Source organism: Sphingomonas sp. 8AM (assembly GCF_902506455.1).
In the GTDB taxonomy this organism is placed as follows: domain Bacteria; phylum Pseudomonadota; class Alphaproteobacteria; order Sphingomonadales; family Sphingomonadaceae; genus Sphingomonas.
On sequence record NZ_LR733844.1, the window covers coordinates 1,898,333 to 1,914,268 of the forward strand.

Below are 15,936 nucleotides of genomic sequence, written 5' to 3' on the forward strand. Positions count from 1 at the left end.
ATCCTCACTGATGTAGCTTAGGCGAGGCGCCGCGAACAGTTGGCAAAGTTACCTCGCGCCCGGTATTCGATCGCGATGAACCCAGCCTTCCGCTCGCTGCATCGCCACGGCATGGTGCGCGTCGCCGCCGCCACCCCGCTCGCCACCGTCGGCGACCCCGCCACCAACGCCGCAACCGCGATCGCGATCGCGCGCACCGCACACGACGCGGGCGTCGATCTGGTGGTTTACCCCGAGCTGAATCTCAGCAGCTACGCAATTGACGACCTGCACCTGCAATCGGCGTTGCAGTGCGCGACGCGCGAGGCGATCACGGCGGTGGTGGCGGCGAGCGCGGGGCTGCGCCCGGTGCTGCTGGTCGGTGCCGCGCTGGAACGAAGCGGGCGGCTCTACAATTGTGCGCTGGCGATTGCGCGCGGGCGCGTGCTGGGGGGGGTGCCCAAGACCTTCCTGCCCAATTACCGCGAATATTATGAGAAGCGCTGGTTCGCGAGCGGGGCGGGGCTGACCGGGCTGACGGTCGTGATCGACGGCGAGGAGGTGCCGTTCGGCACCGACCTGATCTTCGCCGCCGACGACCTGCCGCATTTCGTGATCCACGCCGAGATTTGCGAGGATTATTGGTCGCCGACCCCGCCCTCGACTCACGGTGCGCTGGCGGGGGCGCTGATCTGCGCCAATCTGTCGGCATCGAACGTCGTGATCGGCAAGTCGCGTGAGCGAATGATGCTGTCGGCGTCGCAATCGGCGCGCGCGATGTGCGCCTATGTCTATTCCGCCGCCGGCCCGGGCGAAAGTACGACCGATCTGGCGTGGGACGGGCAGGGCAGCGTCCATGAACTGGGCGAGCTGCTGGCGACCTCGGAACGCTTCGCGCACGAGCCCGGGCTGACGATCGCCGACGTCGATACCGAGCGGCTGGTGCAGGAGCGATTGCGCAACGGTACCTTCAACGATGCCGCCGCCTTCGCCGGGCACCCCGAGAAGCGCTTCCGCCGCATCACGTTCCGGCACGAGCCCGACTTCGCCGACGTCGGGCTGAAGCGCGAGATCCGCCGCTTCCCGTTCGTGCCCAACACCCCCGACAAGCTCGACGAGGATTGCTACGAAGCCTTCAACATCCAGGTCGAGGGGATCGCCAAGCGACTGGTCGCGGCGCGCGCGCAGCGGCTGGTGATCGGTGTGTCCGGCGGGCTCGACAGCACGCACGCGCTGATCGTCGCCGCCAAGGCGCTCGACCGGCTCGGGCGGCCGCGCAGCGACATCCTCGGCATCACCATGCCCGGCTTCGCGACCAGCGCGGGGACGAAGGGCAACGCGTGGAAGCTGATGCGCGCGCTGGGGATCACCGCCGAGGAGATCGACATTCGCCCGGCCGCGACGCGGATGCTGGAGGACATGGGGCACCCGTTCGGGCGCGGCGAGCCGGTCTATGACGTGACGTTCGAGAACGTGCAGGCCGGGCTGCGCACCGATTACCTCTTCCGCATCGCCAACCAGCGCGACGGGCTGGTGGTCGGCACCGGCGACCTTTCGGAGCTGGCGCTCGGCTGGTGCACCTATGGTGTCGGCGATCAGATGAGCCATTATGCGGTCAATGCCGGCGTGCCCAAGACGCTGATCCAGTTCCTGATCCGCTGGGCGATCGGCACCGACCAGTATGATCGGGAGACGGACGCGGTACTGGAGGCCATTCTCGGGCAGGAAATCAGCCCCGAACTGGTCCCCGGCGAGGAATTGCAGAGCACCGAAAGCAAGATCGGGCCGTATCCGCTCAACGACTTCTTCGCGCATTATCTGATCCGCCACGGTCTCGCGCCGTCGAAAGTCGCCTTTCTCGCGTGGCATGCGTGGCATGATGCCGCAGCGGGACGCTGGCCGCTCGGTTATCCGGAGAGCGCGCGCACCGCTTATGATCTGGCGACGATCATGCACTGGCTGGAACGGTTCCTGATCCGTTTCTTCCAGACCAGCCAGTTCAAGCGCTCGGCTATCCCCAACGGTCCGAAGGTCTCGGCCGGCGGAGCGCTGTCGCCGCGTGGCGACTGGCGCGCGCCATCGGACGGGACGGCGGCGGCGTGGCTGGCGGAATTGAAGGCGAACGGGCCGGAGCTTTAAGCCGGATTGACGATCCGTCATCCCGGGCTTGATCCGGGAGCCGGCTTCTTCCTCCTCAACCGCGCAGAAGAAGCGGGCCTCGGATCAAGTCCGGGGCGACGAGAGAGGGAGGCGGGTGGTGTCACTCGGGATCGCTCGCAGGCTTCCCTTCCTTACAACCGGGTCGTAGAAGGCGGCATGCTACAGGCAAGCCCGGGTTTCTCGCTGTCCACGCGTCCGGCGGCGCTCGCGCGCTGGCTCTATTGGGTCGCGGCGCTGATCGTGGCGATGGTAGTGGTGGGGGGGATCACCCGCCTCACCGAATCCGGGCTGTCGATCACGCAGTGGAAACCGATCAGCGGCGTGGTCCCGCCGCTCACGCAGGTGCAATGGCAGGCCGAGTTCGCCCATTACCAGCGCATTCCCGAATATCAGCAAATCAATCGCGGCATGACGCTCGACGGCTTCAAGGCGATCTTCTTCTGGGAATATCTGCACCGGCTGCTCGGGCGCGTGATCGGGCTGGCGTTTGCGCTGCCGCTATTGTGGTTCGCGGTCAAACGACAGATCCCGCGTGGTTACGGGTGGCGGCTGAGCGCGCTGCTCGCGCTTGGCGGGCTGCAGGGCGCGATCGGCTGGTGGATGGTTGCCTCCGGCCTGTCGGTGCGTACCGACGTCAGCCACTTGCGGCTTGCGACGCATCTCGGGACCGCTTTGTTCATCCTCGGCGGGATCATCTGGACCGCGCGTGACCTGAGCGCGCTCGCCGCCAATCCGCTGGCGCGCCCCGCGGCGCTGCGCACGGGTCCGGCACTGGTGATCGCGGCGCTGGCGGTGCAGATCATCCTCGGCGCGCTCACCGCCGGGCTCGACGCGGGCTATGCCTTTTCGAGCTGGCCGCTGATGGGCGATGCGTGGTTCCCCGTCAACGTGCCAATGCTGACGCCCGCCTGGAGCAATGCGGTCGACAATCCGGTTGTCGTCCAGTTCCTTCACCGCTGGATCGCGTTCGTCGCGGCCGGGGCGCTGGTGTGGCTGGCGTATCAAGCGCGCAAGATGCGGGCGGATCGAGTCGCCGCGACGGTCGCGCTGCTGGTCGTGGTGCAGATCGCTTTGGGCATCGCGACGCTGCTGTCGGGCGTCGAGATCGTCGTCGCCGTGGCGCATCAGGCCAATGCCGCGCTGTTGTTGATCGCCACCGTTGTCGCCGCACACACCGTGAGCCGACGGCGCGCCTGACGGCTGTCGAGCGCGCGCTGCCGTCGCAGCGATAGCCTTATGGTATCAGAGTACCTGTCAGCAAAGCCGCGGAAACCTTGACAGGATCGACCTTCCGCTGCATTGCGCCGCCATCGACGCGTGCACCCGGCGGGGTGGCGCGTTTTTCTCTTTCGACGCGAAATGAAGGTCACCAGGCACCATGAAGGCGCTGATGAAGACCACCAAGGCGGCCAAGCCGCACGAGGTGGAAAAGAAGTGGCACATCGTCGACGCCACCGACCTCGTGGTCGGTCGTGCGGCGGTGGTGATCGCCAACGTGCTGCGCGGCAAGCACAAGACCAGCTTCACCCCGCACGTCGATTGCGGTGACAACGTCATCGTCATCAACGCCGACAAGGTGCGGTTCACCGGCAACAAGCTGACCGACAAGGTCTATTACAAGCACACCGGTTATGCCGGCGGCATCAAGGGCATCACGCCCGCCAAGGTGCTGGAGGGCAAGTTCCCCGAGCGCGTGCTGGAAAAGGCCGTCGAGCGCATGATCCCGCGCGGTCCGCTGGGCCGTCAGCAGATGCGCAACCTGCGGATCTTCGCGGGCGCCGAGCACCCGCACGAAGCACAGAACCCGGAAGTCCTCGATATCGCGGCGATGAGCCGCAAGAACAAGGTGGGCGCATAATGTCCGACAACCGCCAGTCCCTTTCCGATCTGGGTGCGGCGCTCCAGCAGCAGCAGCAGGCCACCGACGGCGCGCCGGTCGAAGCCTCGGCCGATGCGTATCTGGCCGGCGACGTGCAGGAGCCGGTGCAGCGTGCGCCGCTGCGTGCGCAGGAAATCGACAAGTACGGCCGCGCCTATGCGACCGGCCGTCGTAAGGATGCCGTCGCGCGCGTCTGGCTGAAGCCGGGCTCGGGCAAGATCACGATCAACGGTCGCGATCAGGAAATCTATTTTGCGCGTCCGACGCTGCGGCTCGTCATCAACCAGGTGTTCGGGATCACCGAGCGCGAAGGTCAGTATGACGTGATCTGCACCGTCAAGGGCGGTGGCCTGTCGGGTCAGGCCGGCGCGGTGAAGCACGGCATCAGCCAGGCGATCACCCGCTACGAGCCGGCGCTGCGCGCCCCGGTGAAGGCGGCTGGCTTCCTGACCCGCGATCCGCGCGTCGTCGAGCGTAAGAAGTACGGTCGCGCCAAGGCACGTCGTAGCTTCCAGTTCTCGAAGCGCTAAGACACAGGCGGTTCCGGATTGCCGAAGCGATCCGGGCCGTTCTGGCGCTGCTGGTTATCACAGAGGAGCGGTCCGGCAACGGGCCGCTCCTTTCGTATCTGAGCGGTGAGGGGCGGTGGACACGACGCGCGCTGATTAGTCATCAGGACGACCTCGTCCGCTCTTACCCTCCCCATCATGACGTTGACGGACCTGCTCGTGCCGACTTACCGGCAGATGCTGCAAATGCTGCGCGGCTTGCTGGAAAAAGCGCAACAACAATTGCCTGATCAGGCGGAAAGCCTGCTGACGGCACGCCTGGCGGACGACATGTTGCCACTCGCCGCGCAGGTGCGTTTTGCGGCCTTTCAGGCGCAGGAAGCCATCTTCCGGCTGCGCGGGCAACGTATTCCCGAATGGCTGGACGCGATCGCTGCCGAAGGGCGTCACGCCGGGGATTCACCCGGCACGATCGCAGATGCCACGGCCCGGCTCGACGACGCGCTGTCCATGCTGGCCGAGGTGTCAGCCGAGGCGCTGGATGGTGCCGCGGATCTTGCGATCTCGATTGCATTGCCCGGCGGTCTGACGTTCGACATGACGGGTGTGCGATATGCGCGCGATTGGGCGTTGCCGCAGTTCTACTTCCACGTCGTCACCGCCTATGCGATCCTCCGTCACCAAGACGTGGCGATCGGCAAGGCAGAATATGTGCCATACATGTTTGCCTATCGGCGGCCTGATGCGGCTGTCGCAGGGTAGGTGCAAGCGTCTCCTTGTTCTTTCGCGTGAGGGAAAATCCGACCGGCGTAGCGTCGTTACCCCGCGCCGCTTTCGTTCAAGAACGTCCGCAGCCGATCGGCCATGTCCTGCAGCGTCACTTGCGCGATGTCGTCGACAGCGCCATGCGAGGTGCGCAGCAGGTCGGCGATCGCCAGCTGGATCTGCGTGATATGATCGATACGCTGAAGGCTCGCCATGTGCCGGCGCAGCGTCGCGCCGTCGCTGCCCAGATCATAGGCGAGATCGGCCAGCATGCTCGATGCGAGCACCAGCTCGGCGGCGAGCGCCTGCGCGAGCGGGCGCGGCACGCCGCCGGCCGATACTTCCCCGTGTGCGGGGAGCATCGCCGCCGCGGCGCTCATTTCGAGCACATCTTCATGACGCCCGCCACCAGCGCGTCACTGGCGACCGGCTGCGAAACCATGCCGCGCGTCAGCGTATAGCCGCCGCCGCTCTCCGCCGGGGCGAAGGCATAACCGCCCGCGGCATTGAGCGCGCGCAAGCCGCCCGCGCCGTCTTCGTTCCCGTCGAGCAGCAGCACGCCGACCGCATTCGCCGCCGCTGCTTTCGCCGCAGAGGCGAACAGCAGCGAAATCGACGGGCGCTCGCCGGCGACTGGATCCTTGGGGAGCAGGCGCAGCGTGCCGTTTGGCCAGCTGTCGATGACCAGATGCGCGTCGCCATGCGGGGCGAGATAGATCGTGCCCTGTTCCGGCTTCACGCCGTCGGTCGCGACGACCACCTTCGCGGCGCATTGCTCCGCGAGCTTTTCGGCCATGCTCTCGACCATGCCCGGTCCGAGATGCTGGACGACCACGGTCGGCGGACAATTGGCCGGGAAGCCCGAGAACAGGTCGAAGATCGACTTGGTATTCGATGCATCGCCGCCCACCAGCAGCAGGCGACCGTTCCAGTCGATCGGCGGCGACTTGGCGGACTTTGGCGCGCTCTTCGGCTTCAGGTCGGCCTTCTTGGCAGCCTTCAGCCGCTTGGCGAGCTTGGCGATGATCGCGTCCAGCTCGGCCGGCGCCGCGACGCGCGGCTTGGGGAAGCAATCGATCGCGCCGAGCCGCAGCGCCTCGATCGATTCCGCCGCGCCGTCCTGCGTACGGGTCGAGAACATGATGACCGGCATCGGCTTGGTGTCCATGATCTCGGCGAGGTAATCGAGGCCGCTCATCCCCGGCATCTCGACGTCGAGCGTCATCACGTCGGGGCGGGTGCTCTCCACCAGCCCGCGCGCTTCCGCCGCACCATCGGCCATGCCGACCACCTCCACGCCCGGGATCCGCTCGAGAGCGCCCGAGATCAGCGCGCGCATGGTCAACGAGTCGTCGACCACCAATACTTTCGTTCCAGCCATGACCCCGTCCTACATTACGCGCGTTAACTATGTGTTTTCAGGCGGCATCCGCCATGGCGGCGCGCTCGACCAGCCGCTCCAGCGCCAGTACCAGGATCAGCCGCTGGTCGATCGTTGCCAGCCCGTCGAGGAATTGCTGCGCCGCCGAATCGCCCATGTCGGGGAGCGGCTGCATGTCCTCGTTCTGGACGGTGACGATGTCGTTGACCGCGTCGACGATGATGCCCTGCAACTGCTCGCCAATCCGCACGACGATGATGACATGACGCGCGGTCGGGTCGGTCATGCCCCAGCCGAGCCGGTGGCGAAGGTCGAGCACCGGGAGCACCACGCCGCGCAAATTTACCACGCCGCGCACGTGGCTGGGCACGTTCGGGAGCGGGGTGGCCGGCGACCAGGCACGGATCTCGCGGATCGCCATGATATCGACGCCCAGATACTGGTCGCCGAGCTGGAAGGTGATGAGCTGACGGGACATGGGGTTCGTTCCTTGTATCATCAGTGCAGGACGCGGCGGATCGCGGCGGCGAGCTTTTCGGGGTGGAAGGGCTTGACGATCCAGCCGGTCGCGCCGGCCTGGCGGGCGCGCTGCTTCTTCTCGTCGGAGCTTTCGGTGGTCAGCACCAGGATCGGCAGCGTGCGGCGGCCGTCGGCGCGAACGTTCTCGATCAGCCCGAAGCCATCCATGCGCGGCATGTTGATGTCGGTGATGAGCAGGTCGGGCTCATCCTCCTCGTCGAAGCTGGCGAGCGTCTCCAGCGCATGGACGCCGTCCTCGGCCTCGACGACGTGATAGCCGAGGTCGGTCAGCGCGGCGCGCAGCAGCATTCTCATGCTCGGCGAGTCGTCCACGGTCATGATCGTCTTGGTCACGGGTACTGGCTCCTGGGCAGAATTCGGGTCGAAATCAGAAGAACTCGACGTCGCCGAGCGACGCGGGCGGCGGCGGCGGGGCAACCGGGCGGACGCGGACCACCGGCGCCGGGATCGACTGTTCGGTCACGACGCGGCATCGGGCGAGACCGACGGCCGGACGAAATTCGACGCGCCGCGCCCCATTGCCGCCGACGTCCTCGCCGACCAGCGGGATGCGCTCGTCGCGCAGGAAACGACGCGCGAACGCGATGTTGTCACCACCGATGTCGCGAAAGCCGGAGCGCATCGTGGCGCCGCCGAAAATTCGTGCCTTGAGCCGCGATCGCGCGCCACCCATCGCCAGCATCGCGTTGATGAGGACTTCCATCGCATAGACGCCGTAGCGCTGCATCGAGGCGGGATCGGAGGCATGTCCCTCCGCTAACAGATAGTGGTTAATACCTCCTACCTTGGCGATCGGATCGTAAAAACAGGCGGCGATGCAGCTGCCGAGCACGGTGGTGAGTATCACGTCGGTCTCGTGGCTGACGCGGGTCTCCCCCTGTGCGACGGTGATGCGGCGAAAGCCGTCGCGAAGCGCGAGGCCCGTCATGCACGACACTCCTGAAGCAACCGGGCGGCGATCCGGCGCAGCGGCATCTGCTGGACGACCGCGCCGATGCGGTGGGCGACCGCGGGCATTCCGTAGACGACGCTAGATGCCTCGTCCTGGCCGATCGTCACCGAACCGACGTGCCGCATCGCCAGCATGCCCTCGGCACCGTCGGCGCCCATGCCCGTCAGGATCGCGCCGACCGCATCGGCGCCGGCGACGCGCGCGACCGACTGGAACAGCACGTCCACCGACGGCTGGTGCCCGCTCATCTTCGGTCCGGCGAGCAAGCGGCAATAGCGGCGGGTGGCCGGACCGGCGATCTCCAGATGCTGGTCACCACCGGGCGCCAGATAGACCTTGCCCGGACGCAGCACGGCGCCGGCACGCGCTTCCTCGACGCTCGGCTTGCACAAACGGTCGAGTCGCGCAGCAAAGCTGGCGGTGAAGCTGGGCGGCATATGCTGCACGATTACCGTCGGCGGGCAGTTGACCGGGAAGCCCGACAACAGCTCGATCAGCGCCTCGACTCCACCGGTCGACGCGCCGACCGCGATCATCGACTGGTCACGCGGCGTGTAATCGGCCGCAGGCGCCGGTTCGGGCGCCCGCGGCGCCGATGCGACGCTACGTCCGCGCGATCCCGACGCGGCGCGGACCAGCGCGGGCAGCCGGATCGCGTCATCGGGGCGGCGCAGGGCCAGCTTGTCGAAGCATTCGAAGGCACCCAGTTCGAGCGCGGCGATGCTGGCGTCGGCGCCTTCCGAGGTCAGTGTCGACAGCATCACGACTGGAGTCGGGCGCAGCCGCATCAGCCGCTCGAGGAAGTCGAGGCCGTTCATGCCGGGCATTTCGATGTCGAGCGTGACGACGTCGGGATCGAGTTCCTTGATCCGGGCGCGCGCTTCCTCCGCGCTCGACGCGGTGCCGACGACCTGGATATCCGGGTCGCAGGCGAGCGTCCGCTGGATCAGCGCCTGCATGGTCAGCGAGTCGTCGACGACGAGGGTGCGGACGCTCATGCGCGCACCTTCAGATAGGCGGTGCGGCCCACGCAGTCGAACCGCGAGGCAACCTCGGGCGACAGCCGCTCCGAATGGCCGATGTACAGCATCCCCCCGGTCTCCAGATGGTCGGCCAGCCGTGACTGCAGCTTGGCCTTTGTTGGTTCGTCGAAATAGATCATGACGTTGCGGCAGCAGATCGCGTCGAACTTCCCCTTCATCGGCCACGGACCGAGCAGGTTGAGCGGGCGGAACGAGATCACGTCGCGCAGCGTCGGGTCGACCACTAGCCGGTCGCTGACCCAGGTCGCGCGCAGCTTGGCCGGCACGGTGCGCAGCGTGTCCGCCGAGTAGCGGCCGGCGCGCGCCGTCTCCAGCACGCTGGGCGACACGTCGGTGGCGAGCATCCGCAGATCGCCCTTGAGCATCCGCTGCGCCGCCGACCGGTCGTGGCCGAGCGCAGCCATCAGCCAGGTATAGGGTTCCTCGCCGCTCGAACAGGCCGCCGACCACAGCCGCACGCGTCCGCCATTGGCAAGGCGTTGCGACAGCGTCGGCCACATCCGTTCGACGAAGTCCTCGAAGTGATGCGCCTCGCGGAAGAAGCTGGTGTGGTTGGTGGTCAGCGCATCCAGCATCCGGTTGCGCTCGTCCTCGTCCTCCTCGATCACCTTCAGATAGGCGGAGACGCTGGTCAGCCCGCAGGCGCGCACGCGCGGCGCGACCCGGCCATAGACCAGCTGCGACTTGCCCTCCGGCAGCAGGATGCCGAGCGTTTCGTAGACGATCCGCGCGATCTTCTGGTGATCGGCTGGCGAGAAGTCGAATTCCCGTTTTGCCGAGGAAATGGGGAGGGCGAGCGCGACCGTCACGCGGCGTGCGCCAGCTGGCCGCGGCGCGAGCGCTGCGAGGTGAGCGCATCGACGTCGATGATGAGCGCGACGCGCCCGTCACCGAGGATCGTGGCCCCCGCCAGCCCGTCGATCGCCTGATAATTGGCCTCGAGGCTCTTCACGACCACCTGCCGCTGGTCCTGGATCGAGTCGACCAGCAACGCTGCCTGACCCTGATCGCCCTCGACGACGATCAGCACCGCTTTTTCCGGGTTGCGCTCGCCGCCGCCAATCCCGAGCTGCTCGGCGACCGGGTAGATCGGCACGTAGGAGCCGCGCACGTCGAGCACCGAACCGTTGATGCCGATCGCGGTGACCGAGCGGTCGGATGGACGCAGGCTCTCGACGATATGGCTGAGCGGGATCACGAACGTCTGGTCGCCGACCGTGACGATCATCCCATCGACCACGGCGAGCGTCAGCGGCAGGCTGAGCGAGAAGCTGGAGCCGGAACCGAACTTCGAATGGATGCCGATCCGGCCGCCGAGCGCCTGGACGTTCTTGCGCACCACGTCCATGCCGACGCCGCGGCCCGAGATGTTCGAGACGGTCGCCGCGGTCGAGAAGCCGGGCGCGAAGATCAGATTGTCGACTTCCTCGTCGCTTAGCACCGCATCGGGCAGGATGATCCCGCGCTCGACCGCCTTGGCGCGCACGCGCGTGCGATCGATTCCGCGACCGTCGTCGGCGACGGTGATGACGATCCGGCCCGAATGATGCGCGGCCGACAGCGTGACAACGCCGGTTTCGGGCTTGCCCGCCTTGATGCGCTCCTCGGTGGTTTCCAGACCATGGTCGACCGCGTTGCGGATCAGGTGGGTCAGCGGTTCGCCGATGCGCTCGACGACCGTCTTGTCGACCTCGGTCATCTCGCCCTCGATGTCGAGGCGGACGCGCTTGCCGGTCTCGCCTTCCAGCTCGCGGATGATACGCGGTACGCGGCTGAAGACGGTCTTCATCGGCTGCGCGCGGATCGCCATCGTCGATTCCTGAAGCTCGCGCGTCAGGTGATCGAGATCGGTCAGCTCGGAGATGCCCGCCATCTCGTTTTCGCTCAGCCGCTGCGCGAGCATTGCCTGCGTGATGACCAGCTCGCCGACCAGATTGACGAGCCGGTCGAGCTTGTCGAGATCGACCCGAATCGTTTGCGCGACCGGGGTCGGTGGCGGCACCGGCGCGACGGCGACCGGGCGCGGTGCGGCGGCGGCAGCGGGCGCTGCGACGGGCGCAGCGGTGGCGGGAACAGGCACCACGGCCGGTGACGGCGCAGCGGCCGGGGCCGGGGCCGCCGTCGGGGCGATGACCGCCGGCTCGGGAGCGGCGGGCGCAGCAAGCGGTGCGACCTTCGGAGCCACGGCGACCACGATCGTCGGCGGCGCTGCAACCGGCAAGGTCGCGACGCGCTCCAGTGTCAGCGCGCACCCATCGGTGAATTCGAACACCGCGCGGATATCGTCTTCCTCGACGGTGCCGGGCAGCGCGATGCGCCACGCCAGATACGACCGCTCGGGATCGAGCGTCGCGAGCGGCGGCAGCGTGTCGGCGTCGCACGACAGCACCTTGGCGTCCATCCGCAGCAGTTCACGCAGCAGCAACAGCGGCTCGCCGCCATTGTCCAGCGCGTTGGCGGGCGGACGGAAGGTCAGCAGCCAGCCGGGCGTCGGCGGCGCCGAGTCGAAATCCTCGAGTTCGAGCGGCGGCGGCGCGTTGACGCCGTCCAGCATCGCCATCAGATCGTCGAAATCGTCGCTGACGCCGACCGGGGCGTCCTCGATCACCGCGGCAGGCGCCGGAGCCGGAGCCTCGACCGCCGGGGCAGCGCCGCCCGGCGCCTCGCCGGTCGATGCCGCGATCAGCCTTGCCAGCATCGCCGCGTCGTCCGGCGCATCGCCGCCATCGCGCGCCGCGGCGACGTGATCGGCCAGCATGTCGAACGCCGCGACGATCAGGTCCACCAGCGGCGGGGTCAGCGCGAGCGACTCGCTGCGCAGCAGATCGAGCAACGTCTCGTACTGATGGGTATAGGCCTGCAGCCGTTCGTGCCCGAACGCGCCCGCGCCGCCCTTGATCGAGTGGACCGCACGGAAGATGCCGTTGATCGTCTCGCCGTCATATTGCTGGTCGCGAAGCGCGGCGAACGCGCTTTCCATGCCGGCCAGACCTTCCTCACATTCCTGGAAGAAGATCTGCTGGATTGCATCGAGGTCCAAGGTCGGGCTCCTGCGCGAAAAATGTCTTGAGGTCAGGCGGCGGTAAGGACGTCGATCGCGGCGATCTCGCCGGCCTCGACCATCGCGACGCTCGGAAAGGCGACCTGCCACGACAGGCAGCGCGCCACCGCGGCGGCGCGCGCCGCGGCCAGTACCTGCAGGCACGCCTGTCCGATCTGGTCGACGGCCGCGGCATCGATCGCGACCGGGGCGCCGGCCTCGATCAGCTTTTGCAACGACTGGCGCAGCGGCGCGGCCGCGGCGGTATCCAGTCGGGGGCTCAGGACGATCGACATCGCGAAATTTCCTGTCAGATGACGGTAGGATAGGCGGGGTCGAAGCGATGTACGGTCATGATCGTCCTTCCCTTCCCGGATGAGCCGACCGCACTTTTTTACAAAGACGGCAGACCAGTCAGCGGTGGATGTGCACGATCTCTCCTAAGATGACGTTAAATGTCCCGGCCGGGGTGATGCCGCCCTGAAAGCATTCGGCAGTTAATACGATCACAACCAATGCCTTGCATGGGTTTGGGTGTGATCGGCGAGGATGTCGGCGGGGTAGTATGTTGTTGCAGACATCGAGGACGGCCATGCCGGAATGGGGAACGGGAGAATTGCTGCGGCAGTCCGCCGTGATGCGGGCGATCGGGTCGCCGTTCGTCGCAGGGATACTGGCGGCGGCGGAGCGACAGCTTCATCACGCGCCGCGCACGCAGGCGATGCTGCTGGACTGGCCGGGGGATCCGGCGGCAGCGGCGGTCGCGATGCGGTTGAACGCCGCGCTCCACTTGCTCGCCCGGCGCAATACGCCGCCGGTGCTGGGCGCGCTGTATCGCGGCGAACATGGCGATGTCGACGGTGCGGTGCGCGCCGCTTTCGTCGCGCACGATGCGCTGGTGGCGCAATGGCTGCGCGACACGCCGCAGACCAATGAGGTCGGGCGCGCGGCGGCGATCCTCGCGGCGCTGAAAGAGGTGGTCGCGCGCGCCGAGCTGCCGGTCGAGCTGATTGAACTGGGATCGAGCGCCGGGCTCAACCTCAATCTGGCGCGCTATCGCTACGATCTGGGCGGAGTCGTCGCCGGGCCGGCCGAGGCGGCGGTGTATGTCGCCCCCGAATGGCGCGGCGCGCCGCCGCCGGACCGGGCTGTCGAGGTCGTCGCGGCCGAGGGCGTCGACCTTCATCCGCTCGATGCGAACGACACGGCGACGTGCGAGCGATTGATGGCCTATGTCTTCGCCGATCAGCCGGCACGCGCCGCGCGCCTTGCCGCCGCGCTTGAGGTTGCGCGGCGTTTTCCGCCGCGGATCACGCGCGCCGATGCCACGACGTGGCTGGCGCAGCGGCTCGACACCGTGCAGCCCGCCGGTCGCTGGCGGGTGATCTTCCACTCGATGGTGGCGCAATATGTCGGAACGGCCGAACGCGCGGTGCTGGAGCGCAGCATCGCTGCCGCCGGGGCGCGCGCCAATGCGGCACAGCCGCTGGCGCGAATCGCCTTCGAGTGGAACCCGGGTCGCACCGCGGTTGAGCTGCGACTCACCTGCTGGCCCGAGGGCGACACCCGCGTGCTGGCGATCTGCCATCCCTATGGCGCGTGGATTGAATGGCTTAGGTGAAAACGGCGCCTTTATGGATGTTTAACTAAGCCGCGTTAATCGCGTCATGATCAACGGGCCCGTCGGGCAGAAAGACCAGAGATGTTCAAAACCCTGAGCATACCGAGGAAGCTTGGCTTCTCCTTCCTCGTTATCAATGCCTCGGCGGCGATCATGATGGTCGTCTTCTTCGCCAACATCTGGATGATCCGTGCGGCGACGGCGAACAACAACCACAGTCAGGAAGTCTATGCCAAGGCGCTGACGCTGGAGACGTCGATCCTGCGTGAGAACAGCCAGTTGCGCGGCTATCTGGTCACCGCGGATCCGTCCTACCTCAAATCGTACAACGAAGCGCGCGAGGAATATGATCAGACCACCGTCGCGCTGGAGAAGCTGCTGTCCGATCCGGTGCGCCGCGCGCTGGTCCTGACCTCGCGTGAGGAAACCGCCAAGTGGCGGGAGGCGTGGAGCAATCGGCTGGTCGCGATGGTGAAGGCCGGGCAGCGCGAGGCTGCCGAACAGGCGGTCCGCGACGCTGGCAAGAAGGTACTGACCAGCGCGGTCGTGTTGCCGCTACGCGATCTGCGCGAGCAGGAAACCGCGGCCATCGAGGAGAATGCCGCAAGCCAGGCGCAGGCGCTGACCACCGCGACGATCGCGCTGGTGCTGGGTGGCATCGCGCTGATCGGGATCGCGGTCATGCTTCAGATGGCGCTGAGCCGCAGCATCGTGCGCCCGATCAGCGCGCTGACCCGCCGCATGGCTGATCTGGCCGCAGGCAAGAGCGCGATCGACGTGCCCGATACCGCGCGGGCCGACGAACTGGGCGATATGGCGCGCGCGGTGCTCGTGTTCCGCGACGCGGCGCAGGCCAAGCTGACCGCGGATCAGGAACGCGAACTGGCGATGCGCGCGATCGGTGACGGCTTGCACCGTCTGTCGGAGGCGGACCTGACCGTGCGGCTGACCGCGCTGCCGGGTTCCTATGCGGTGCTGTCGAAGGATTTCAACGGCGCCGTCGGCAAGCTGTCCGACCTGACCTGCAACGTGCGGCGTAGCGTCGAGACGATCAAGCAGAATGCCGAGGAGATCAGCCAGTCGGCGCGCGATCTGTCGGCACGCAGCGAGCAGCAGGCGTCGAGCCTGCGCGAGACCGCCGCGGCGATGGACGAGATCACCGGCACGGTGCGCGAAGGCGCGACCAACGCCGCCGACGCGAACAAGGCGATGGCCGAGGCCCGCGACGCCGCGCAGCAGGGCGGCGAGGTCGTCCGCAAGTCGGTCGAGGCGATGAACGGCATCGACAAGGCCAGTCGCGAGATCGCCGACATCATCAGCGTGATCGACGGAATTGCTTTTCAGACCAACCTGCTCGCGCTCAACGCGGGGGTCGAGGCCGCGCGCGCGGGTGAGGCGGGCAAGGGCTTTGCGGTGGTCGCGAACGAAGTGCGTGCGCTCGCGCAGCGTTCCGCCGACGCCGCTGCCGATGTGAAGACGCGCATCCTGTCGGCAATCCACCACGTCAAATCGGGCGTCGATCTGGTCGACGAGACCGGGCAGGCACTGGAGCAGATCATCGACCGCGTCGGCAGCGTCAGCGTCATCATGGCAACGATCGCACGCGCCTCCGACCATCAGGCCGAGAGCCTGGGTCAGGTGAACATCGCGATCAACGAGATGGACGGCGTAACGCAGCAGAATGCCGCCATGGTCGAGGAGTCGACCGCCGCCGCGAGCCTGTTGGCCCGCGAATCCGAGCAGCTGGCGGGCGCGGTGGCGATCTTTACCGTCGACGAACCTAACGCCCGCCCGGTGCCGTTGCCGTTGCCGGTGAGCACGCCACGCGCCCGGCACATCACCGCCCCGACGCGCCCGGCGCCGCGCACCATCGGTAATACCGCGCTGGCGACGAGCGAGGACGACTGGTCGGCGTTCTGACCATTTGTGCGCTGCCCCGGATTGGTCCGGGCAGTATTATTTCGATCCGGACACGCTCTTTCGTCATTGCGAGCGTAGCGAAGCAATCCAGGGCGTCCTGGTCCGGCCCTGGATTGCTTCGCTACGCTCGCAATGACGATAGCAGAA

Annotated in this window: 16 protein-coding genes; 7 read left to right on the top strand and 9 right to left on the bottom strand. The window is 67.1% G+C overall.

The window, feature by feature from the left end; all coding sequences use genetic code 11:
* Positions 1–75 precede the first annotated feature (75 nt).
* From BACI71_RS08985 to BACI71_RS09005, 5 genes are all read left to right on the top strand, one after another.
* Complete coding sequence (locus BACI71_RS08985) at positions 76–2,118, top strand: NAD(+) synthase (RefSeq protein ID WP_159757816.1); 2,043 nt, start codon at positions 76–78, stop codon at positions 2,116–2,118.
* A 177-nt stretch (positions 2,119–2,295) separates the two neighbouring features.
* The gene (locus BACI71_RS08990) at positions 2,296–3,336 is read left to right on the top strand and encodes a COX15/CtaA family protein (protein ID WP_159757819.1); all 1,041 of its coding nucleotides are present in this window, start codon (positions 2,296–2,298) and stop codon (positions 3,334–3,336) included.
* Positions 3,337–3,517: 181 nt separating this feature from the next.
* Positions 3,518–3,997 (top strand): 50S ribosomal protein L13, encoded by a 480-nt coding sequence (rplM, locus tag BACI71_RS08995; protein WP_028965246.1) that lies wholly within the window; start codon positions 3,518–3,520, stop codon positions 3,995–3,997.
* Positions 3,997–4,548 carry a 30S ribosomal protein S9 gene (gene rpsI / locus BACI71_RS09000; protein ID WP_159757822.1) on the top strand — a complete coding sequence of 184 codons (552 nt, stop codon included), beginning with the start codon at positions 3,997–3,999 and terminating at the stop codon, positions 4,546–4,548. Before rplM ends, rpsI begins: the two co-directional genes overlap by 1 nt.
* A gap of 177 nt (positions 4,549–4,725) precedes the next feature.
* Positions 4,726–5,289, top strand: coding sequence for a DUF1993 domain-containing protein (locus tag BACI71_RS09005; protein ID WP_159757825.1), 564 nt, complete (start codon positions 4,726–4,728; stop codon positions 5,287–5,289).
* Positions 5,290–5,345: 56 nt separating this feature from the next.
* Here the strand turns inward: BACI71_RS09005 and BACI71_RS09010 are convergent, their stop codons facing one another.
* Genes BACI71_RS09010 through BACI71_RS09050 form a run of 9 tightly spaced genes read right to left on the bottom strand, consistent with a single transcriptional unit; the run spans position 5,346 to position 12,544 of the window.
* A complete protein-coding gene (locus BACI71_RS09010; protein ID WP_236552912.1) occupies positions 5,346–5,672 on the bottom strand; it encodes a hypothetical protein in 327 nt (108 codons plus the stop codon).
* Positions 5,669–6,673 carry a chemotaxis protein CheB gene (locus BACI71_RS09015; RefSeq protein WP_159757828.1) on the bottom strand — a complete coding sequence of 335 codons (1,005 nt, stop codon included), beginning with the start codon at positions 6,671–6,673 and terminating at the stop codon, positions 5,669–5,671. The genes BACI71_RS09010 and BACI71_RS09015 overlap by 4 nt, the downstream gene beginning before the upstream one ends.
* Before the next feature lie 37 nt (positions 6,674–6,710).
* On the bottom strand, positions 6,711–7,151 hold the full coding sequence (locus BACI71_RS09020; protein WP_159757831.1) for a chemotaxis protein CheW: 441 nt from the start codon (positions 7,149–7,151) through the stop codon (positions 6,711–6,713).
* A 20-nt stretch (positions 7,152–7,171) separates the two neighbouring features.
* Positions 7,172–7,546 (bottom strand): response regulator, encoded by a 375-nt coding sequence (locus BACI71_RS09025; RefSeq protein WP_159757834.1) that lies wholly within the window; start codon positions 7,544–7,546, stop codon positions 7,172–7,174.
* 34 nt (positions 7,547–7,580) lie between these two features.
* Positions 7,581–8,141 carry a chemotaxis protein CheD gene (locus BACI71_RS09030; RefSeq protein ID WP_159757837.1) on the bottom strand — a complete coding sequence of 187 codons (561 nt, stop codon included), beginning with the start codon at positions 8,139–8,141 and terminating at the stop codon, positions 7,581–7,583.
* Positions 8,138–9,163, bottom strand: a complete 1,026-nt coding sequence (locus BACI71_RS09035; protein ID WP_159757840.1) for a protein-glutamate methylesterase/protein-glutamine glutaminase — start codon at positions 9,161–9,163, stop codon at positions 8,138–8,140. Before BACI71_RS09035 ends, BACI71_RS09030 begins: the two co-directional genes overlap by 4 nt.
* Positions 9,160–10,017, bottom strand: a complete 858-nt coding sequence (locus BACI71_RS09040; RefSeq protein ID WP_159757843.1) for a CheR family methyltransferase — start codon at positions 10,015–10,017, stop codon at positions 9,160–9,162. The genes BACI71_RS09035 and BACI71_RS09040 overlap by 4 nt, the downstream gene beginning before the upstream one ends.
* A complete protein-coding gene (locus BACI71_RS09045) occupies positions 10,014–12,248 on the bottom strand; it encodes a chemotaxis protein CheA (RefSeq protein WP_159757846.1) in 2,235 nt (744 codons plus the stop codon). Before BACI71_RS09045 ends, BACI71_RS09040 begins: the two co-directional genes overlap by 4 nt.
* Before the next feature lie 32 nt (positions 12,249–12,280).
* Entirely contained in the window at positions 12,281–12,544 is a 264-nt protein-coding gene (locus tag BACI71_RS09050; RefSeq protein ID WP_159757849.1) for an STAS domain-containing protein, read from the bottom strand.
* A gap of 296 nt (positions 12,545–12,840) precedes the next feature.
* Between BACI71_RS09050 and BACI71_RS09055 the strand changes: the two genes are divergently transcribed.
* Both BACI71_RS09055 and BACI71_RS09060 read left to right on the top strand, forming a co-directional pair.
* Positions 12,841–13,869, top strand: a complete 1,029-nt coding sequence (locus tag BACI71_RS09055; protein WP_159757852.1) for a DUF2332 domain-containing protein — start codon at positions 12,841–12,843, stop codon at positions 13,867–13,869.
* Between the two features lie 81 nt (positions 13,870–13,950).
* Positions 13,951–15,789, top strand: coding sequence for a methyl-accepting chemotaxis protein (locus tag BACI71_RS09060; protein ID WP_236552913.1), 1,839 nt, complete (start codon positions 13,951–13,953; stop codon positions 15,787–15,789).
* Positions 15,790–15,936 lie beyond the last annotated feature (147 nt).